General features: G+C 32.5%; 21 protein-coding genes. 6 read left to right on the top strand and 15 right to left on the bottom strand.

Going from position 1 to position 20,427, the window contains the following annotated elements:
- Positions 1-6 precede the first annotated feature (6 nt).
- The 15 genes from rplN to rpsL form a co-directional block, all read right to left on the bottom strand.
- Positions 7-375, bottom strand: a complete 369-nt coding sequence (gene rplN / locus Q0958_RS08880) for a 50S ribosomal protein L14 (protein WP_150900302.1) — start codon at positions 373-375, stop codon at positions 7-9.
- Position 376: 1 nt separating this feature from the next.
- Complete coding sequence (gene rpsQ, locus Q0958_RS08875; RefSeq protein ID WP_028890734.1) at positions 377-634, bottom strand: 30S ribosomal protein S17; 258 nt, start codon at positions 632-634, stop codon at positions 377-379.
- Positions 635-652: 18 nt separating this feature from the next.
- Positions 653-844, bottom strand: coding sequence for a 50S ribosomal protein L29 (gene rpmC, locus Q0958_RS08870; protein ID WP_150900303.1), 192 nt, complete (start codon positions 842-844; stop codon positions 653-655).
- An 11-nt stretch (positions 845-855) separates the two neighbouring features.
- Positions 856-1,287, bottom strand: a complete 432-nt coding sequence (gene rplP, locus Q0958_RS08865; protein ID WP_272149888.1) for a 50S ribosomal protein L16 — start codon at positions 1,285-1,287, stop codon at positions 856-858.
- Positions 1,288-1,309: 22 nt separating this feature from the next.
- Positions 1,310-2,032 (bottom strand): 30S ribosomal protein S3, encoded by a 723-nt coding sequence (rpsC, locus tag Q0958_RS08860; RefSeq protein ID WP_272149889.1) that lies wholly within the window; start codon positions 2,030-2,032, stop codon positions 1,310-1,312.
- An 11-nt stretch (positions 2,033-2,043) separates the two neighbouring features.
- Positions 2,044-2,448, bottom strand: a complete 405-nt coding sequence (gene rplV, locus Q0958_RS08855; RefSeq protein WP_272149890.1) for a 50S ribosomal protein L22 — start codon at positions 2,446-2,448, stop codon at positions 2,044-2,046.
- 10 nt (positions 2,449-2,458) lie between these two features.
- On the bottom strand, positions 2,459-2,737 hold the full coding sequence (gene rpsS / locus Q0958_RS08850) for a 30S ribosomal protein S19 (RefSeq protein ID WP_150900307.1): 279 nt from the start codon (positions 2,735-2,737) through the stop codon (positions 2,459-2,461).
- 3 nt (positions 2,738-2,740) lie between these two features.
- Entirely contained in the window at positions 2,741-3,565 is an 825-nt protein-coding gene (gene rplB / locus Q0958_RS08845) for a 50S ribosomal protein L2 (RefSeq protein WP_235273056.1), read from the bottom strand.
- A gap of 11 nt (positions 3,566-3,576) precedes the next feature.
- On the bottom strand, positions 3,577-3,867 hold the full coding sequence (rplW, locus tag Q0958_RS08840) for a 50S ribosomal protein L23 (RefSeq protein WP_150900309.1): 291 nt from the start codon (positions 3,865-3,867) through the stop codon (positions 3,577-3,579).
- 8 nt (positions 3,868-3,875) lie between these two features.
- Complete coding sequence (gene rplD, locus Q0958_RS08835) at positions 3,876-4,505, bottom strand: 50S ribosomal protein L4 (RefSeq protein WP_272149892.1); 630 nt, start codon at positions 4,503-4,505, stop codon at positions 3,876-3,878.
- The gene (gene rplC, locus Q0958_RS08830) at positions 4,505-5,122 is read right to left on the bottom strand and encodes a 50S ribosomal protein L3 (protein ID WP_272149894.1); all 618 of its coding nucleotides are present in this window, start codon (positions 5,120-5,122) and stop codon (positions 4,505-4,507) included. Before rplC ends, rplD begins: the two co-directional genes overlap by 1 nt.
- 286 nt (positions 5,123-5,408) lie before the next feature.
- A complete protein-coding gene (rpsJ, locus tag Q0958_RS08825) occupies positions 5,409-5,714 on the bottom strand; it encodes a 30S ribosomal protein S10 (RefSeq protein WP_024740605.1) in 306 nt (101 codons plus the stop codon).
- A 12-nt stretch (positions 5,715-5,726) separates the two neighbouring features.
- Complete coding sequence (fusA, locus tag Q0958_RS08820; protein ID WP_272149895.1) at positions 5,727-7,844, bottom strand: elongation factor G; 2,118 nt, start codon at positions 7,842-7,844, stop codon at positions 5,727-5,729.
- Positions 7,845-7,847: 3 nt separating this feature from the next.
- Entirely contained in the window at positions 7,848-8,324 is a 477-nt protein-coding gene (gene rpsG, locus Q0958_RS08815; protein ID WP_272149896.1) for a 30S ribosomal protein S7, read from the bottom strand.
- Between the two features lie 32 nt (positions 8,325-8,356).
- Complete coding sequence (gene rpsL, locus Q0958_RS08810) at positions 8,357-8,731, bottom strand: 30S ribosomal protein S12 (protein WP_028887479.1); 375 nt, start codon at positions 8,729-8,731, stop codon at positions 8,357-8,359.
- Positions 8,732-9,354: 623 nt separating this feature from the next.
- Here rpsL and Q0958_RS08805 point away from each other — a divergent pair.
- From Q0958_RS08805 to Q0958_RS08780, 6 genes are all read left to right on the top strand, one after another.
- On the top strand, positions 9,355-12,426 hold the full coding sequence (locus Q0958_RS08805; protein WP_299122142.1) for a SusC/RagA family TonB-linked outer membrane protein: 3,072 nt from the start codon (positions 9,355-9,357) through the stop codon (positions 12,424-12,426).
- A 20-nt stretch (positions 12,427-12,446) separates the two neighbouring features.
- Positions 12,447-13,949 (top strand): RagB/SusD family nutrient uptake outer membrane protein, encoded by a 1,503-nt coding sequence (locus Q0958_RS08800; RefSeq protein WP_299122140.1) that lies wholly within the window; start codon positions 12,447-12,449, stop codon positions 13,947-13,949.
- Between the two features lie 79 nt (positions 13,950-14,028).
- Complete coding sequence (locus tag Q0958_RS08795) at positions 14,029-14,484, top strand: hypothetical protein (RefSeq protein ID WP_299122138.1); 456 nt, start codon at positions 14,029-14,031, stop codon at positions 14,482-14,484.
- A gap of 38 nt (positions 14,485-14,522) precedes the next feature.
- Entirely contained in the window at positions 14,523-15,260 is a 738-nt protein-coding gene (rlmB, locus tag Q0958_RS08790) for a 23S rRNA (guanosine(2251)-2'-O)-methyltransferase RlmB (RefSeq protein ID WP_299122136.1), read from the top strand.
- A gap of 324 nt (positions 15,261-15,584) precedes the next feature.
- A complete protein-coding gene (locus Q0958_RS08785) occupies positions 15,585-18,764 on the top strand; it encodes a SusC/RagA family TonB-linked outer membrane protein (protein ID WP_299122134.1) in 3,180 nt (1,059 codons plus the stop codon).
- A 20-nt stretch (positions 18,765-18,784) separates the two neighbouring features.
- Positions 18,785-20,419: a SusD/RagB family nutrient-binding outer membrane lipoprotein gene (locus Q0958_RS08780; protein WP_299122132.1), complete on the top strand. Its 1,635-nt coding sequence runs from the start codon at positions 18,785-18,787 to the stop codon at positions 20,417-20,419.
- Positions 20,420-20,427 lie beyond the last annotated feature (8 nt).

Below are 20,427 nucleotides of genomic sequence, written 5' to 3'. Positions count from 1 at the left end.
GTCGATTTAAAGCACTTCAGGTGCTAATGATACTATCTTCATAAATTGCTTATCACGTAATTCACGGGCAACAGGACCAAATACACGAGTTCCTCTCATTTCCTCTGTAGGATTTAAAAGAACACAAGCATTGTCATCAAATCTGATGTATGATCCGTCTTTACGTCTAATTTCCTTCTTAGTACGAACAACAACTGCACGAGATACTTGACCTTTCTTTACAGTTCCGTTTGGAGTTGCAGACTTTACAGTTACTACAATTTTATCTCCAACGCTAGCGTAACGCTTTTTTGTTCCTCCTAAAACTCTAATCACTAAAACTTCTTTTGCTCCAGTGTTATCTGCGACTCTTAATCTTGATTCTGTCTGTAACATATTATTTAGCTCTTTCTAGGATTTCTACTAATCTCCAACGTTTAGATTTACTCATAGGACGTGTTTCCATTATCCTTACAGTATCTCCTTCGTTGCAATCGTTATTCTCGTCATGTGCAACGTACTTTTTCGTTTTTAATACGAACTTACCGTACATTGGGTGCTTTACTCTTTTTACCTCAGAAACAACTATAGATTTCTCCATTTTGTTACTAGATACAACACCTATTCTCTCTTTTCTAAGATTTCTTTTTTCCATCTTTAAAACTGACTAGAATTATTGTAATTCTCTTTTGGTTAACTCTGTAGCAATTCTTGCCACAGTTCTTCTTAAGCTACGTAACTCTAATGGATTTTCCAATGGAGTTATGGCGTGAGCCATCTTAAGATCCGTATAATTTTTCTTTAACGCTCCTAACTTTTCTTGTAAGTCTGCGATAGATAATTCTTTAATTTCTGATTGTTTCATGTCTTTTAGAATTAAGCGTTAAAATCAAAATCTCTTGCGATAACAAACTTCGTCTTTACTGGAAGTTTTTGAGCTGCTAAACGTAAAGCTTCTTTTGCTACTTCCATTGGTACACCACCAACTTCAAACAAAATTCTACCTGGTTTTACAACAGCAACAAAATGATCTGGAGCACCTTTACCTTTACCCATACGTACTTCTAATGGCTTCTTAGTAATAGGTTTGTCTGGAAATATTTTAATCCAAAGCTGCCCTTCTCTTTTCATATAACGAGTTGCCGCAATACGAGCTGCCTCTATTTGGCGAGAGGTTAATAGGTTTTGGTCTAATGATTTGATTCCAAACATTCCGTTAGAAAGTTGGTTTCCTCTATTAGAGTTACCTTTCATATTACCTTTGGCCTTCTGTACCTTACGGTATTTTACTCTTTTTGGCTGTAACATTTTTAATTTCTAATTTTAAAAATTATTTTCTTCTGCGAGATTGACGCTTACCATTACCGCCACCTTTGTTTGAGTTACCTTTTTGTTTAGATAATCCAACTAATGGAGATAATTCACGTTTTCCATAAACCTCACCTTTCATAATCCATACTTTAACACCGATTCTTCCGTATTGAGTATGTGCTTCAACAAGTGCATAATCGATATCTGCTCTAAAAGTAGAAAGAGGAATTCTTCCTTCTTTATAATGCTCAGAACGCGCCATTTCTGCTCCGTTTAAACGACCAGATAATTGGATTTTAATCCCTTCTGCATTCATTCTCATTGAAGCTGCGATAGCCATTTTTGTTGCTCTCTTGTAAGAAATTCTGTTTTCGATTTGACGAGCTACACTAGCTGCTACTAATTTAGCATCTAATTCTGGACGCTTAATTTCGAAAATATTAATTTGAACTTCTTTACTAGTAATTTTCTTAAGCTCTTCTTTTAACTTGTCTACCTCTTGACCTCCTTTACCAATAATGATACCTGGACGTGCAGTAGTGATAGTAACGGTTACAAGTTTTAAAGTACGCTCAATAATTACACGAGATACACTTGCTTTAAATAATCTAGCATTAATATACTTTCTTATTTTATCGTCTTCAGCTAATTTATCTCCGTAGTCATTTCCACCATACCAGTTAGATTCCCATCCTCTGATGATTCCTAAACGATTTCCTATTGGATTTGTTTTTTGTCCCATTTCTACTTTGATTAATTACTGTTATTTTTAGTACCTAACTCTAAAGTTACGTGATTAGAACGCTTACGAATTCTGTGTGCACGCCCTTGTGGAGCTGGTCTTAATCTTTTTAACATACCTGCGCTATCTACACAGATTGATTTTACGAATAATCCAGCATCTTCGATACTTGCATCTTCATTTTTAGCTTGCCAGTTAGCAATAGCTGATAATAATAACTTTTCTAAGTTACGAGATGCTTCTTTTGGACTAAACTTTAAGATTTGTAAAGCTTTCTCAACCTCTACTCCTCTTACTAAATCTGCTACCAAGCGCATTTTTCTTGGTGATGTAGGACAATTAGTTATTTTAGCGAAAGCTCTAGACTTTCTAGCTTCTTTTAACTGTGTTGCCATGTTATGTTTACGACTTCCCATAATTTCCTACTTATTTTTTTCCTTTATTTTTTGCACCAGCGTGCCCTCTAAAAGAACGTGTTGGTGAAAATTCGCCTAATTTATGACCTACCATGTTTTCTGTAACGTAAACTGGTACAAACTGACGTCCGTTGTGAACTGCAATTGTTTGACCAACGAAATCTGGAGTAATCATACTTGCTCTTGACCAAGTTTTAATAACTGATTTGCTCTCAGTTTCAACGTTTGCCAACACCTTTTTCTCTAGTTTATAGTGAACGAAAGGTCCTTTTTTTAATGATCTTGCCATGTCTTATTTCTTTCTACGTTCTATAATATACTTATTACTAGCTTTAGTCTTAGACCTAGTCTTAAATCCTTTAGCTGGAATACCGTTTCTAGATCTTGGATGTCCTCCTGAAGAACGTCCTTCACCACCACCCATTGGGTGATCAACTGGATTCATTCTAACTGGGTTAGTTCTTGGTCTTCTACCTAACCATCTACTTCTACCTGCTTTACCAGACACTAATAATTGATGATCTGAGTTAGAAACAACTCCGATAGTAGCCATACAAGTTAATAAGATTAATCTTGTTTCACCTGAAGGTAACTTCACTGTAGCATACTTTCCATCTCTTGCCATTAATTGAGCAAATGAACCAGCTGAACGAGCCATAACAGCTCCTTGCCCTGGACGTAACTCGATACAAGAAATAGTTGTACCTAAAGGAATTTCACTTAAATACATAGCATTTCCAACTTCTGGAGCTACGTCTTTACCTGAAACGATAGTTTGACCTACTTTTAATCCGTTTTGCGCAATTACATAACGTTTTTCACCATCAGCATAACTAACTAATGCAATAAATGCAGTACGATTTGGATCATACTCGATAGTTTTTACTGTTGCAGGGATACCTTGTTTATCTCTTTTGAAATCGATAATACGGTATTTTTGTTTATGACCTCCACCGATATTACGTGTTGTCATTCTACCCTGATTGTTTCGACCTCCAGATCTTTTTTTCGGAGCTAATAAAGATTTCTCCGGCTTATCAGTAGTAATGGTGTCGAACCCATTTACAACTCTAAAACGCTGACCTGGTGTTATTGGTTTTAATTTTCTAACTGACATTCTGTCTTTTCTTAAAGATTGTTATAAAAATCAATAATTTCTCCTTCAGCTAACTGAACAATTGCTTTCTTGTATCCACTTTTTATCCCTGTTACTAAACCTTTCTTAGTGTATTTAGTAGTTCTTTGAATAGGATAGTTCATAGTTTTAACAGAAGTAACCGCTACACCATAAGCAGCCTCAACAGCTCCTCTGATTTCAACTTTGTTAGCTTTCTTATTTACTACAAATGCATAACGGTTATATACCTCGCTATCATTTGTTGCTTTTTCCGTAATAATAGGTTTTATTAAAATACTCATTTCGTTCCCTATTTACTTAAATTAGATTGAATTCCTTCTAAAGAGCTTTCAGAAATAACTACTTTATTAGCATTTAAAACACTGTAAGTATTTACTCCTGTAGCATTAACCACTTTAGATTTTTTTAAGTTACGAGATGATAAATAAACATTTTTATTTTCTTCTCCTAACACGAATAAAGACTTTTGAGTCTCTAATCCTAAAGCTTTTAAAACATTGATAAACTCTTTAGTCTTTGGAGCTTCAAAATTGAAATCTTCAACAACTACTAAATTGCTATCTTTTGCTTGAATACTTAAAGCAGATTTACGTGCTAAACGCTTTAAGTTTTTATTTAATTTGAAAGAATAGTTTCTTGGTCTTGGTCCAAACATACGTCCACCTCCTCTGAAAACTCCAGATTTGATAGAACCTGCACGTGCTGTACCAGTTCCTTTTTGCTTCTTAATCTTTCTTGTACTACCAGCTATCTCAGCTCTTTCTTTCGATTTATGAGTACCTTGTCTTTGATTTGCCAAATATTGCTTAACATCTAAATAGATTGCGTGATCATTTGGTTCAATTCCGAATACTTCGTTAGAAAGCTCAACTTTTCTACCAGTATCTTTCCCTGTAATATCTAAAACTGCTACTTTCATTATTTCTCGATAGTTACAAAAGCATTTTTGTGACCAGGAATAGCTCCTTTTACTACGATAAGATTCTTATCAGCAACCACTTTTAATACTTTTAAATTTTGAACTTTTACTTTGTCTCCACCCATACGACCTGCCATACGCATTCCTTTGAATACTCTTGCAGGGTAAGATGCAGCACCAATAGAACCAGGAGCTCTTAAACGGTTATGTTGACCGTGAGTTGCTTGTCCAACTCCAGCAAAACCATGACGTTTTACAACACCTTGAAATCCTTTACCTTTAGAGATACCAGAAACATCTACGAACTCTCCTTCTATAAAGTGTTCTACAGTAATTGAATCTCCTAATTTGTACTCTCCATCAAAACCTTGAAATTCAACGACTTTTTTCTTAGCAGATGTTCCAGCTTTTTTAAAGTGTCCATCTAAAGCTTTATTAGAGCTTTTTGCTTTTTTGTCATCGAAACCTAGTTGTAACGCATTGTATCCGTCAACTTCTTCGGTTCTGACTTGGGTAACTACGCATGGTCCTGCTTCGATTACAGTACAAGGAATATTCTTCCCGTTCTCATCGAATAAGCTGGTCATACCTACTTTTCTACCTATTAACCCAGACATATTTGTTAATTTTAAGACGATAGATTTATATTTTATCCAGCGCGTCTATTAATAATAATTGTTTGAAACAAAAGTTTCAGTTTTTCCTTTGATTTTCTCAAAAAAAAAGAGCGAAAAACTCCTTCACTCTGAATTTGTTTTTACCGTTTTTCCTTCGCGAAACCCTCAGGACATGTTAAATTCTGATAATCAACAGAATTTTTACACCACGAAATACAAAATTTCGGTGTGCAAAAGTAAAAAAAACTTTCGGTTTAACAAAATTAAACCGAAAGTTATCACTTACTTATACTTTTATCTCAACTTCAACACCGCTTGGTAACTCAAGTTTCATTAAAGCATCAATAGTTTTTGAAGAAGAACTATAGATATCTAATAATCTTTTGTAAGCAGATAATTGAAATTGCTCTCTAGATTTTTTGTTTACGTGTGGTGAACGTAATACTGTAAAAATCTTTTTATTTGTTGGTAAAGGAATTGGACCGTTTACTACAGCTCCAGTTGACTTTACTGTCTTTACGATTTTCTCAGCAGATTTATCTACTAAATTGTAATCGTAAGATTTTAATTTAATTCTAATTTTTTGGCTCATCTTAATATCTTATTAACCTTTAGCTTTTGCGATTACATCCTCAGCAACATTTGTAGGAGTCTCTGCATAGTGAGAAAATTCCATTGTAGACGTTGCTCTACCAGAAGACATTGTTCTTAAAGCAGTAACATAACCAAACATTTCTGATAATGGCACTAATGCTTTTACAACCTTAGACCCAGCACGATCACTCATATCGTTAACCTGACCTCTTCTTCTATTTAAATCTCCTACGATGTCCCCCATGTTTTCCTCTGGAGTTAACACTTCTAATTTCATTAACGGCTCCATTATTTTAGCTTTTGCAGCTTTTGCAGCAGCTTTATAACCTAATTTCGCAGCTAATTCGAATGATAACTGATCAGAATCTACAGGGTGGAAAGACCCATCCTTTAAAGTCACTTTCATTGAATCCATTTCGTATCCAGCTAAAGGACCATTTTTCATTGCTTCTTTGAATCCTTTTTCTACCGACGGAACAAATTCTTTAGGAACGTTACCACCTTTAATTATAGATTCAAATTGTAATCCTTGAACACCTTCATCTGCAGGCTCCATAGTAAATACAATATCAGCAAATTTACCACGTCCACCAGATTGTTTCTTATAAACCTCTCTGTGATCAGCAGCAGCAGTAATAGCCTCTTTGTACTCTACTTGTGGTTGACCTTCATTAACCTCTACTTTGAATTCACGTTTTAAACGGTCAACAATAATATCAAGGTGTAACTCTCCCATTCCTGAGATAATAGTCTGACCAGAAGCCTCATCTGTTCTTACTGTAAATGTAGGATCTTCTTCTGCTAATTTAGCTAAAGATAAACCTAATTTATCTACATCAGCTTTAGTTTTAGGCTCAACAGCAATACCGATTACTGGATCTGGGAAATCCATTGATTCTAAAATAATTGGGTTCTTTTCATCAGATAAAGTATCACCTGTTTTAATAGATTTAAACCCTACTGCAGCTCCAATATCTCCAGCCTCGATATATTCAATTGCATTTTGTTTGTTTGAGTGCATTTGGTAGATACGAGAAATACGTTCTTTCTTTCCAGAACGATTATTTAACACGTAAGAACCAGCATCTAAACGCCCAGAATAAGCACGGAAAAACGCTAAACGCCCTACGAAAGGATCTGTAGCAATTTTAAATGCTAATGCTGAAAAAGGTTCTTTTGCATTTGGCTTACGAGAAATCTCCTCACCTGTATTAGGATCAGTTCCAACAATTGCATCTTTATCTACCGGAGAAGGTAAGTAACGACAAACTGCATCTAATAAAAACTGAACTCCTTTATTTTTAAATGCTGAACCACAAATCATAGGAATAATAGACATATCCATTACAGCAGCACGAAGAGCAGCATGCACTTCTTCTTCTGTAATTGAATCTTCATCTTCCATAAATTTTTCTAAAAGATTCTCATCGTAAGCAGCAACTTCTTCAATAAGTTTACCACGTAACATTGCAGCTTCTTCTTTTAAATCTTCTGGAATATCTACAATATCAAATGTAGCTCCTTGTGTATGATCATGCCAAATAATAGCACGGTTCTTTACTAAATCAACAATACCTTTAAAATCTGCTTCATCTCCAATATTCATAACGATTGGAACAGCATTAGATTTTAACATATCTTTTACTTGCTGACATACAGCCATAAAATTAGACCCTTGACGATCCATTTTATTTACAAAACCGATACGTGGCACTTTATAGTTATCAGCTAATCTCCAGTTAGTTTCAGATTGAGGCTCAACACCATCAACAGCACTAAATAAGAAAACCAATCCATCAAGAACTCTTAACGAACGATTTACCTCTACCGTAAAATCAACGTGACCTGGAGTATCAATAATATTAAAATGATATCCTTTAGTATCTTTTGTAGGTTGACCATTTTCCACAGGAAACTTCCACTCACAAGTGGTAGCAGCAGAAGTAATTGTAATACCTCTTTCTTGCTCTTGCTCCATCCAGTCCATAGTAGCAGCACCATCATGTACCTCACCTATTTTATGACTTACACCTGTATAATATAATACACGCTCAGTTGTAGTAGTTTTACCTGCATCAATATGAGCAGCAATACCAATATTTCTAGTATATTTTAAATCTCTAGCCATTTCTTAGAATCTAAAGTGTGAAAATGCTTTATTTGCCTCAGCCATTTTATGAGTATCAACTCTTTTCTTAACAGCAGCTCCTTCTTCTTTAGCAGCAGCTAAAACCTCTGCAGCTAAACGTTGAGCCATTGTTTTTTCATTACGCTTACGCGCATAAGAAATCATCCATTTTATAGCCATTGACACCTTACGGTCTGGTCTAATTTGCATTGGAATTTGAAATGTTGCTCCTCCTACTCTACGAGAACGCACCTCTACATGAGGCATTACATTTGACAATCCATCTTTCCAAATTTCTAAAGCCGACTTTTCTTCGTCAGTCTTTTTTTCATTCACGATATCCATTGCATCGTAAAATACTTTGAACGCTACAGACTTTTTACCATCCCACATTAAGTTATTCACAAAACGTGTTACCAATTGGTCGTTAAACCTTGGATCCGGTAACAAAATCCTTTTTTTCGCTCTTCTTTTTCTCATGTCTTTACATTAAAAAAGTTAATTGATTAATTTTACTTCTTAGGGCGTTTTGCACCGTATTTAGACCTACGTTGAGTTCTTCCCTCAACTCCTGCAGTATCTAACGCACCACGAACAACGTGATACTTAACACCTGGCAAATCTTTTACCCTTCCACCTCTAACTAATACTATCGAGTGCTCTTGCAAGTTGTGCCCTTCTCCTGGGATATACGCGTTAATTTCGTTACCATTTGTTAACCTTACCCTTGCTACCTTACGCATTGCTGAGTTAGGTTTCTTAGGTGTAGTGGTATACACACGCGTACAAACTCCACGTCTTTGAGGACATGCTTGTAATGCAGCCGATTTACTCTTCTTAGTTATTTTGGTTCTTCCTTTACGAACTAATTGTTGAATAGTTGGCATACTAAATTATTACTTGTTTTTAATTTGTACTTAAATTACTCTAATTTTAAGAGTGCGCAAATGTACGATATTTTTCTAAACATTCAAATACCAATGAGTTAATTTTAAAAAACAAATCAAATATTATATTCATTAAATCTTCAAAACAATATTAATTATTAACATTAATAAACCGCACATTTCAATATAACTCACACAAACACTCACTACATAATTTATACCTCCTTTTATTTTTAAACACCAAAAACATAAACATCCAAAAACAACTTCTAGAAAAAAACAACATACCCTATATATTAATGACACATTAAATACACCCAGCTCTATTTAATTATAAAGACTATACAAGTAAAACAACCTATACTTTTAAAACTGTATCTAAAAATCACTCATCACAAGAAAACATATAAGATTGATTCAATTATATACAAAACACATAAAAATAAAATCATCAAATTATATTTCACAACACAATAGAATCATTTACACAACTATTATTTAATTGTCTAATAGCAAACATTTACAACATTCCTTTGAATATTTTTCATCTTTTTTTGTTAAAAAATTGTGTATTTAAGATAAAATTAAGATTTTAGCGACTAATTAATTCAAATAATTACATAATGAGAACAAAGTTTAATGGAATTTTGACGCTTCTATTGGCGTTGATTGTGCAGATATCCTTTGCACAAGACAGAACGATTTCAGGTACTGTTTCAGACGAATCAGGACCTTTACCTGGAGTTACAGTATTAAAAAAAGGTACCACTCAAGGTACTGAAACTGATTTTGATGGTAACTATACTATTAAAGTTAAAACAGGTGACGTACTAGTGTTCAGTTTTGTTGGAATGAAAACAACAGAAAAAACTATTGGTGCAGCTAATACAATTAACGTTACAATGGTTCAAGATAGTAACCTTCTTGATGAAATCGTTGTAACTGGTGTTGCTCAAGGTGTTAGTACAAAAAAATTAGGTTTCAAAGTAGAAAAAGTTTCTGTTGAAGGTACTCAAACTGTACCAACTGTTGATGCTGCCTCAGCATTAATTGGTAAAGTAGCCGGTGCACAAATCGTTAGAGGTAGTGGTAACCCATTACGTAATTCTGCTATTATATTAAGGGGAGCTAGTTCTATTGAAGGTAGTACTGAGCCTTTAGTAATAATAGATGGTATAATCACTGAAGGTGGTATGAGAGACATCAACATGAGTGACGTACAATCTTTTGAGGTTGTTAAAGGTGCTGCTGCAGCTTCTTTATATGGGTCATTAGCAGGTAATGGTGTTATACAAATAATCACTAAAAAAGGTACTAGCGGAAAACCAAAAGTTACTTTTAAAAGTGAGTATGGTTTCAACTCTATAGCTAACTCTTATCCTTTAGCTACTAAGCATGATAGAGCAATCAATGCAGATGGTTCTGTTGATTTCGCTAATGCTGATCCTGATGGTTTATTTGACAATGACTTTCAACAACCTTTAATTAACAATATTGATACATTTGTTAAGTCTCAAGGATATTCTCAATATTCTGCATCTATATCTCAACGTTTAGATAAGATCGATTACTTCGCATCAGCTCAAAGATCAGAAGTTGAAGGTATTATTCAAGGTTTAAGACCATACGTAAGAAAAAACTTTAGATTAAACTTAAACGCAGATGTTAATGATAAATTAAGTCTTGGTTTCACTACTAGTTTTATTGAAAGTAAAGGTCAAGAGGTAGCTCAAGCTGGGCAGGGAGATAACTTATTCTTCAACTTCTTAACTGCAAACCCAACAGTAGATTTAAATCAATTAGACGCTAACGGAAACTTTATTCCTTTCTTTAGTGGTAATGGATGGATCAATGAATACCAAAATCCTCTTTATGTTGCAAGAAATAGAAAGGATGATAGAAAAGAAGATAGATTTATTGCAGGTATTAATGCTAACTATCAAGTAACAGATAATTTATCTGTTCAAGCTAACTTATCTAAAGATAGAAATGCTTTTAAATATACTAGACTTTTCCCTAGAGGATATGTAAGTGGATCTGTTCCAAATGCAACTAGAGATAATGGTAATATTTTTATTAGAAACTCTGTTACAGAAAGAACAAATTCAAGTGTGCAAGTTAACTATAACACTAAGTTTAATGACTTTAACTTAAGATCTTCTTTCAAATATTTATTAGAGAATGTTAATTTCTCAAGAGAAGATGGATCAAGTTCAAACTTCTTAACTAATGATGTTTCTAACCTTCAACAAGGTACTCAAAATATTAATGTTAGTTCATTCAGATCTGCTACTAAAACACAAAACTTTTTCTTAACTGCAGATCTTGATTGGAAAGATAAGTTAATTATTGGAGGTCTTATTAGAACAGATAGAAGTTCTTTATTTGGACAGAATAATAGAGATCAAATATTCTATAGAGGTTCTTTTGCTTATAGATTAGGTGAAGATATAGATACAGAATGGATTGATGAATTAAAATTCAGAGCTTCTTACGGTACTGCTGGTTTAAGACCTGGATTTGGTGATATTTTTGAAACTTTTACAGTTACAGAAGCTTCAATTACTTTTAACCAAGTTGGTAACCCTAACTTAAAATCTCCAACTATTAGTGAGTTTGAGGCAGGTTTTGATTTAGACTTTTTAAACAAGTATAAGTTTGGATTTACATATGCTAAATCTAATACTAAAGACGCTTTATTAACTGTACCTTTATCTGGTGCTGTACCTGGAAGAACTACAGTTAGAAACTTAGGAGAGACTCAATATACTGCTTATGAAGCTAGTTTATCTGGTACTCCAATTTCTAATGAAGATTTTTCTTGGAATTTCGGTATTACTTTTTCTAGTGTAAACAACGAATATGTAAGCTTAGGAAATGTAGCTCCTTTTAACAGAGCTTTTGGTGGTACATTATTTGATTCTGCTCCTGCTATTAACTTATTTAGAGTAGAGGCTGGACAACCATATGGTGCTATGTTTGGTAACAAGTTAGTAACTTCATTAGACCAGTTAACTGTTGATGCTTCTGGTAATGTATTAAATGAAGGTTTAAACTTACCTCTTTCTGCTTTCTCTGTAAACGCACAAGGTCACGTAATTGTTACTGCTAATGATGGTAATACTGGACTTGTTAATGCTGGAGGAGAGCAAGCTATAAGATTATGGGATGCTAACACAAACTCAAGAGCTGTTGAAAGAATAGGAAATACTACTCCTGACTTTATCTTAGGTATTAGTAATACTTTTAACTACAAAAACTTCTCTCTTTATACTTTATTTGATATTCAACAAGGAGGAGATGTATACAACTATACTAAGCAATTATTATATTTTAACGACAGACACGCTGACTTACAAAAATTTGGAGCTCAAGGACAACCTGCATCTTATGCAAATGCAAGTTCTACTATTTATAATGGTGCTGCTCCAATTGATTACTTTGTTGAAGACGGTAGCTTTGTTAAATTAAGAGAGGTTTCTTTATCTTATAACTTTGGAGAAAAGATTTTAGGAACTGATTCATTCTTCCAAGATATTAAACTTACTTTATCTGGTAGAAACTTAATTACTATTACTGACTATACAGGATGGGATCCAGAAGTAGCTCAAGGAGGAAGTCCTATCTTCAAACTTGATGAATTTGCTTATCCAAACTTTAGGACTTATGCATTTTCAGTACAAGCTACTTTTTAATCATTAAAAACTCATAAACAATGAAAAAATTAATTTATTTATTTAGTGGGTTACTAATGTTATCATGCTCTCAAGAGGATTTTAATATTGACAACCCTAATCAGCCGAATGCTGCTGCTGTATTATCTAATGCTGCAGACTTTAAGAACTTTAATACTACCAACCATACTACTTTATTTTCTAATCAAATAGGTTTTGCTGGTATTTATTTTAGAGGTTTATCTGATCAGTTCACTACAACAAATGCTTTTAGAAGTTTTTGGAATTATTGTGATCAACCGAGAAGACAAATCAACAACTCTACTTCAGATGATGATTTAGCTGCAAGTGTTGCTTCTCCATGGGGAGGTTATAACGGTGTTATTAACAATGCAAACATAATTATTAATAATATTGAAAATCAATCAGGAAGTGTTGTTGTTTCTGGAAATGATTTAACACAACAAGAGCTTTCTGCAGCTTATTTTGATAAAGGAGTTGCTCAAGGTTATTTATCTATGATATATGATAAAGCTTATATCGTAAACCCAGATACAGACGTTAACGCTTTAGTTTTCTCTAGTTATACTGAAATGTTAGCTGCTGCTATTGCTAACATTGAAAAAGCAGTTTCAATAGCTAATGCTCAATCAGCAATTACTTATGAAATTTACCCTGGAGGTCCTGCTATTAACAAAGCTACTTTTATCCAGTTAGCAAATGCTTATATGGCTAGATTCTCTATTGGTGTTGCAAGAACTAATGCTGAAGCTTTAACTTTAGATTATGATAAAATACTTACATATGCAAATAATGCTATAACAAGTAACTTCCAACCTGAATCTAAAGAAGATGTTCTTTTTAACAACTTACAAGATTGGTCTTTATTTTTATTAGGTAGTGGTGCTGGATATATGCCAACTGATATTAAAATTGCGCACTTATTTCAACCTTCATACCCAACAGATTACCCAACTGACGCTACTATTTTACCAGCGGTTACAACTAGTGATCCAAGAATCAACTATTATGAATATGTTGGTGATAAATTTGGTTTCTTAAGAGCTTCTAGAGGTAGACACTTATTTTCTAGTTACAGACACGTAAGATTTTTCAATGGAAATAATGAAAATGTAACTGGTTTACCTTGTCAGATTTTCCCTAAAGCTGAAATTGATTATATTAAAGCTGAAGCTTATTACAGAAAAGGTGATATTACTAACGCAGTAGCTATGTTAGATGCTTCTCCTAGAAAAACTGTAGGAAATCAATCTACTACTGCTTCTGCTGACGCTGTAAGAAATTCATTAATTTATGAAAACTCTATCGAGCTTGATTTAGCAAGTGGTATGGCAGTAAACTGGGCATTCATGAGAAGACATGACTTATTACAAGAAGGTTCTCCAACTATGTACCCTGTTCCTGCATCTGAATTAGAAATTACTCAGTCTCCTATTTATACTTTTGGTTCTCCTGCAAATAAAGGAGAAGTAGGAACTGCTTCTGGTTCTAATGACTGGAGAAATATTACATTAACTTATTAATAATATTTAAGTTAATTAATTATTAATCATAAAAAATCACCTTAAATTAATTTTTAAGGTGATTTTTAAATTTTATAAAATGAATAAATATATATATATATTACTTATTTTTTTTGTCTCTTGTAATAAAGGTAACAACCTAGAATGTTTATATGAGGCTAAAAATATGACAATTGATTATGATGTTATGCTAAATAACAAATCATTTAATTCAAAATCTTTTTTAGATATAGATGGTACTCGTTTTTATCACTCGAGTATTTATGATAGTATTAAATCAAGTAATTATCTACCAAAAGGTAAAATTACACTGTTTAGTGTTGAAGGAAAAGAAGCCAAAATAGATTTCAATAAAATTATTTTAGCACAAATTTTATCAAGTAAAATAGCCAAAAACAATAACTATTTGATTCTAAACAAACCTCAAATACTTACACAAGGTATTATAAAATTTAAAAGAAAAGACAATAAAAACATTGTTATTACTACCTCAGAAAAATATCCGGTAACTATAAACAATGAAATCTGTAATTAAAATATTTTTTTCATCACAAATTGAACTACATTTGCAGTATGGAAGAAAATACAACTATTTTTGGTATAAGAGCAATAATTGAAGCTATAGAAAGTAATGCTTCAATTAACAAAGTTTACCTTCAAAAAGGACTTAGAGGAGAGTTATTTTTTCAATTAGATAAATTATTAAAAAAAAATAAAATATCTGTTAGCGTAGTTCCTATAGAAAAATTGGATAGATTATCAAAACATAATAATCATCAAGGTGCTGTTGCTAAAATTTCTCCTGTAGATTTTCATGATTTAGAAACACTTATTGAAAATACATTAAGCTCAGATAAAACTCCTTTATTCTTATTATTAGATCAAGTTTCAGACGTACGTAACTTTGGAGCAATCATAAGAACTGCTGAATGCACAGGCGTAAATGGGATTATAATTCAAAAAAGTGGAAGCGCTCCTGTTAACGCTGAAACTATAAAGACATCTGCTGGAGCTGCTTTTAAAGTTCCTATTTGTAAGGTTGATCATATTAAAGATGCTATTTTTCAATTACAGGCTGCTGAAATTAAACTAGCTGCTGCTACTGAAAAAACAGAAGATTCTATTTTTGATATTGATTTTAAACAACCAATTGCTATTGTAATGGGATCTGAACATAAAGGAGTAAGTAATTCCGTACTAAAGATGGTAGATTATAAAGCAAAACTTCCTTTACTAGGAGAAATAAGCTCTTTAAATGTTTCTGTTGCTTGTGGAGCATTTCTTTATGAAACTGTAAGACAAAGACGTTAATAAAATAGAAAATACGATAATAAAAAAGCCTTGAATATTCAAGGCTTTTTTATTTTTTAAAATCATCTATTACAAATCAATGATGTACCTTATTATAACTTTTCGAGTTAGAATAGATAAATTATACCTCCTATCCTATTTAAACATCATTATATTTCTTTTAATAAATACTAATTGAATTATTTAGTCTCATTTTGTACGAAAGTTTAAACCGTTTATTACACCAAAACAACCGTTTATTACATAATATGACCGTTTATTAATTTACCATACATTAAAGTGTTTTGAATCATTAAATTTTGAGCTTAATTAATTCAAATTCGTATGATTAAAACAAAACTTAATGGGATATTAACGTTAATATTAGCGTTAATTATGCAAATTTCTTTTGCACAGGAACGAGTAATTTCTGGTAATGTATCTGATGAATCAGGGCCACTTCCAGGAGTTGCAATAATAAAAAAAGGTACAACAAAAGGTACAGAAACTAATTTTGATGGAAATTATTCAATCAAAGCAAAAAAAGGAGAAATACTAGTTTTTAGTTTTCTCAGTATGAAAAAAGTAGAAAAAGTTGTTGGAAACTCTGATCAAATAAATGTTATCATGAAAAATGATAATTTGCTTGATGAAGTAGTTGTTACCGCTCAAGGAGTTAAAAAAGAAAAAAGAGCATTAGGATACTCTGTTGCTACAGTTAATTCAGAACAACTATCTAATAAACCTCAAAATGATGTAGCTAGAGCATTAGCTGGTAAAGTACCTGGTGTATCTATTGTAGGTGGTGGTGGTGTTTCTGGAGCAGCTGCAAATATTAATATTAGGGGTATATCTTCTATTAATGGTAATAATTCTCCACTATTTGTAATTGATGGTGTTTTGGTTTCATCATCTACTAATACACAAAGTGGTGCTTTATCTTCTTCTGGAGCTTCAACAGCGAGTAGGATCAGTGATATAGATCCTAATAATATTGCTTCTTTAAGTATTTTAAAAGGATTAAACGCTACTGTGCTTTATGGTTCACAAGGTAGAAATGGAGTTGTTTTAATAACTACAAAAACAGGAGCTGGTAATAATAAAAATGGTAAAACTTGGGCTAACATAAGTACTTCTTACTATGTAAATGCAATATCATCAACACCAGATTATCAAAACACGTATGGTAATGGTTGGCAATTAGGCTCTGGTAAAGCTTTTAGTAATTGGGGTCCTAAATTTACACCTGGAGCAACAATTAACCACCCTTATTCAGGTAACACTTATGCAACAACTCAAGGAGGAGGCTCTTTTGATACCTTTTTCCCTCAATTTGTTGGTCAAACTTATGAATATAAGCCATATAATTCTGTAGATAATTTTTTCAAACCTGGAGATATAGTTAATGTTTCTCTTTCTTTAGGAAAAGCATCAGAAGATTATTCATACTCAATGAGTTTTTCTAATTTAGAAGAAACCGGTTTTACTCCAGGTAGTACATTAGATAGACAAAATTTTAGTATTGGAGGTTCAGCCAACCTAGACCACGGTTTATCTATTCAAGGTAATATAAATGTTTCTATAACGAACAAAAAAAACCCTCCTACTGCGGGGAGTACTGGAACTTCAAATGTTGGAGACGGAGCTGCTGGTGTTTATGCTAATGTCTTATATACTCCAAGAAGTATTGATTTAAATAATTTACCATATCAAGATTCACAAGGTAGAAGTGTTTACTATAGAAGTTCTAATGATATTCAAAATCCTTTATGGACAGTAAACAATCAATATGTTAAAGAAAAAACACCTCGTGTTAATGGAAAATTTCAGGCTTCTTTAAAATTATTTGAAGGCGCATCCTTAACTTGGAAAACTGGTTTTGATATTTATTCAGAAACTCAAGAGTTTTTTTCAAATAAAGGAGGAATTCAAATAGCTCTAGGTTCATATCAGAAAATTAAAAACACTGAATTTACTTGGGATCATTCAGCTTTATTTAATTATGAAGCAAATTTAAATGATAATATTTCTTTAGAATCCTCTATCGGATTTAGTATTTATAATAATACTTTTGAAAGGTTATCTTCAAATTATTCAGAACAATTAGTTTTTAATAAATTCTTTGCTAGTAATTTTGTTAATAAAAATGCTGGTAGTTTTTATAATGAAGAATCAAAAATTTTAGGTTTATTTGGTACTGCTACATTTGGTTATAAAAAATATTTATATCTAAATATAGCAGGTAGAAACGATTGGGCATCAACTCATGAAATAGCTAATAGATCTATATTTTACCCTAGTACTAGTATTTCTTTTATACCAACTTCAGCTTTTCCAAGTTTAAAGTCAAAATATGGCTTAAATTATTTAAAGTTAAGAGGTGGTTATGCTACGTCGGCTAATTTTGCAAATCCATATAGAACTAGAGCTACTTTAGGAATAGGATCTAATCTCTGGTTATTAGATGGTACTGGAAATCCAATAAATACAAATAGCGTTAGTAATGTTTTAGCCAATCCAAACTTAAAACCTGAATTATTATCAGAAATTGAAATAGGGTTGGACGCTAAACTTGTTAATAATAGAATTGGTATAGATTTATCTTTATACAGAAAAAACGCTAAAGACCAAATAGTTAATCAATCTTTGGATCCATCTACTGGAGCTACTAGTACTACAATAAACGCAGGTGAATTAGAAACAAAGGGAATTGAGTTAGGTTTAAACTTAATCCCTATCAAAAATGAAAACTTTAACTGGGACACCTATTTTAACTTTAATTCAGTAAGAACAAAAGTTATTTCTTTACCTAACGGAATTAAAGAATTAAGAACTGCAGGTCCTTTTACAAATTTAGCAAATTTTGCTATCGTCGGTGAACAATACAACTTGATTAAAGGGTCATACATACAAAGGGATGCTAACAACAACCCTATAGTTAATGAACAAGGTTTTTATACGCTAGCTCCTGGTGAAAAAGTTATAGGTAATCCAAACCCCGATTTCACCTTAAATTTCACTAATAATATTAGATATAAAAATTGGAATTTAGGAATGCAATGGGATTATGTAAAAGGTGGAGATATTTATTCTGCAACGGCATATACACTTACTTCAAGAGGATTAACTAAAAACACCGATTTTGATAGAAGTATTCCTGTAATATTACCTGGAGTTAAAGCAGATGGAACTCCAAATGATATCCAAATTTCTGCAAATGATGCATATTGGGCTGGTAGTGCATTCTCAAGTGAATTTAGAATTTATGATGCTACTACTATAAGATTAAGAGAGATCTCTTTAACTTATAAGTTTACAAAGGAAATGCTTAAAGGAACTTTTTTTAATAATGTCTCTTTGTCTTTAACAGGAAATAATTTATGGTTCAAAGCTGTAAATATGCCTGATGCTATAAATTTTGACCCTGAAGTAACAAGTTTAGGTGTTAGTAATTCAAGAGGATTCGATTTATTAACAGGACCAACTTCAAAAAGGTATGGACTTTCACTTAATTTAAGTTTCTAAATAATTTTAAAATGAAAAAAATGAAAAAAATAAACATATTTATTATTCTCTTAATAACAATGGTGTTTGTTTCTTGTAGTTTAGATGATTTACAAGAGAATCCAAATGCCGCTACACCTGCTTCTGCGGATATTACTTTACTTGCTAATGGAGTACAAATTAACTTTGCAAATTTTGTTACTTCTGCTCAAAATCAACCTATGGGTGTTACAAGAATGATTCTAATGTCGGGAGTATATAACAATGCCTATAGCTCTGTAAGTTTTGATTCTAAATGGCGAAATGGTTATTCAGGTTTGTTAGCTGATGCTGTAACTTTATTAAATAATGTTGGTTCTGATCCTATTCACAATAATGTCAAAGCACAAACACAAATTTTAATGTCATATACTTTAACTACACTGGTTGATTATTTTGGAGATGTTCCTTATTCAGAAGCTATAAAATTTGATAGTAATACTAATCCAAAATTAGATTCAGGTGAAGCTGTGTATAAAGAAGCATTGAATTTGCTCAATAATGCTATTCAAAACATTAATAACAATTCAGCTTCAAATAAATTGGTAACAGACATGTTTTACGGAGGTTCAATGGCTAAATGGAAAACTTTAGCTAACACTCTGAAACTAAGAATTTATAATAATACACGCTTGGTCGATGCTAATTCAAAAGCAGAAATTAATAAATTAATTTTAGAAAACGATTTGATAGACACTCCCGATGAAGACTTCGTTTGGAAATATGGAACTCAAAGAAATGACCCAGACACAAGAAGTCCAAGATTCATAGAGTCTACAACAAGGAGTAATTACATGGGACAATATATCATGAATATTATGAAAAATACATATTCAAACCCAGACCCACGAATTTATTACTATTTCTACAGACAATCAGGTACATATCCTGGCAATGATGCGCAAGGGCTTTTCGATAGACCTTGTCAAAGATTTCCAAAGCCAATACATTATACCGCTAGCGACCCGTATTGTAATTCTATAGGTGATGGTTATTGGGGTAGAGATCACGGTAACAATGAAGGTGTACCAAGTGATGAAGGTAGGATTACTATATGGGGATTATATCCATATGGTACAAAATTTGACAACAATTCTTTTGCTACATTATCGGAAACTGGAAATAATGCTGGAGCTGCAGGTCAAGGGTATTTTCCAATTTTTATGTCTTCTTGGACTTCTTTTATTAAAACTGAAGCAGCATTAACCCTATCTACAGATGGAGACCCAGTTAGTTTATTTAGAGATGCCTTAAATAAGTCTTTTAATACAGTTAAAAATTTTAACACAACTCAATCTACTGGCTCAAATGCTATGACAACCAATAGAGTTAATGATTATATAAACGTTATAATAACTAATTATAATAATTCTAATGCTACTGAAAAATTGGATTTAGTTATGAAGCAATTTTACTTAGCTACATGGGGTAATGGATTAGAGGCTTATAATAATTATAGAAGAACTGGCTATCCTTCTGATATTCAACCTAACCTCGAAAGCGCTCCAGGTGATTTTATTAGATCTTTTAAATACCCAGCTTCTGCAGTTACTAATAATTCAAACATCAACCAAAAGCCAAATCAATCAATTAAAGTTTTTTGGGATACCCAAACTACTGTAAATATTAATAAATAATAAACATA

This window comes from uncultured Tenacibaculum sp. (assembly GCF_947499065.1).
Classification (GTDB): domain Bacteria; phylum Bacteroidota; class Bacteroidia; order Flavobacteriales; family Flavobacteriaceae; genus Polaribacter.
The sequence above is the reverse complement of the archived record's forward strand: the minus strand, read 5'-3'. Positions and strand labels throughout refer to the sequence as shown.

Coding starts and splice junctions, on each gene's coding strand:
- rplN (WP_150900302.1), bottom strand. CDS start 375: ATGTTACAGACAGAATCAAGATTAAGAGTCGCAGATAACACTGGAGCA.
- rpsQ (WP_028890734.1), bottom strand. CDS start 634: ATGGAAAAAAGAAATCTTAGAAAAGAGAGAATAGGTGTTGTATCTAGT.
- rpmC (WP_150900303.1), bottom strand. CDS start 844: ATGAAACAATCAGAAATTAAAGAATTATCTATCGCAGACTTACAAGAA.
- rplP (WP_272149888.1), bottom strand. CDS start 1,287: ATGTTACAGCCAAAAAGAGTAAAATACCGTAAGGTACAGAAGGCCAAA.
- rpsC (WP_272149889.1), bottom strand. CDS start 2,032: ATGGGACAAAAAACAAATCCAATAGGAAATCGTTTAGGAATCATCAGA.
- rplV (WP_272149890.1), bottom strand. CDS start 2,448: ATGGGAAGTCGTAAACATAACATGGCAACACAGTTAAAAGAAGCTAGA.
- rpsS (WP_150900307.1), bottom strand. CDS start 2,737: ATGGCAAGATCATTAAAAAAAGGACCTTTCGTTCACTATAAACTAGAG.
- rplB (WP_235273056.1), bottom strand. CDS start 3,565: ATGTCAGTTAGAAAATTAAAACCAATAACACCAGGTCAGCGTTTTAGA.
- rplW (WP_150900309.1), bottom strand. CDS start 3,867: ATGAGTATTTTAATAAAACCTATTATTACGGAAAAAGCAACAAATGAT.
- rplD (WP_272149892.1), bottom strand. CDS start 4,505: ATGAAAGTAGCAGTTTTAGATATTACAGGGAAAGATACTGGTAGAAAA.
- rplC (WP_272149894.1), bottom strand. CDS start 5,122: ATGTCTGGGTTAATAGGTAGAAAAGTAGGTATGACCAGCTTATTCGAT.
- rpsJ (WP_024740605.1), bottom strand. CDS start 5,714: ATGAGCCAAAAAATTAGAATTAAATTAAAATCTTACGATTACAATTTA.
- fusA (WP_272149895.1), bottom strand. CDS start 7,844: ATGGCTAGAGATTTAAAATATACTAGAAATATTGGTATTGCTGCTCAT.
- rpsG (WP_272149896.1), bottom strand. CDS start 8,324: ATGAGAAAAAGAAGAGCGAAAAAAAGGATTTTGTTACCGGATCCAAGG.
- rpsL (WP_028887479.1), bottom strand. CDS start 8,731: ATGCCAACTATTCAACAATTAGTTCGTAAAGGAAGAACCAAAATAACT.
- Q0958_RS08805 (WP_299122142.1), top strand. CDS start 9,355: ATGAGAACAAAGTTTAATGGAATTTTGACGCTTCTATTGGCGTTGATT.
- Q0958_RS08800 (WP_299122140.1), top strand. CDS start 12,447: ATGAAAAAATTAATTTATTTATTTAGTGGGTTACTAATGTTATCATGC.
- Q0958_RS08795 (WP_299122138.1), top strand. CDS start 14,029: ATGAATAAATATATATATATATTACTTATTTTTTTTGTCTCTTGTAAT.
- rlmB (WP_299122136.1), top strand. CDS start 14,523: ATGGAAGAAAATACAACTATTTTTGGTATAAGAGCAATAATTGAAGCT.
- Q0958_RS08785 (WP_299122134.1), top strand. CDS start 15,585: ATGATTAAAACAAAACTTAATGGGATATTAACGTTAATATTAGCGTTA.
- Q0958_RS08780 (WP_299122132.1), top strand. CDS start 18,785: ATGAAAAAAATAAACATATTTATTATTCTCTTAATAACAATGGTGTTT.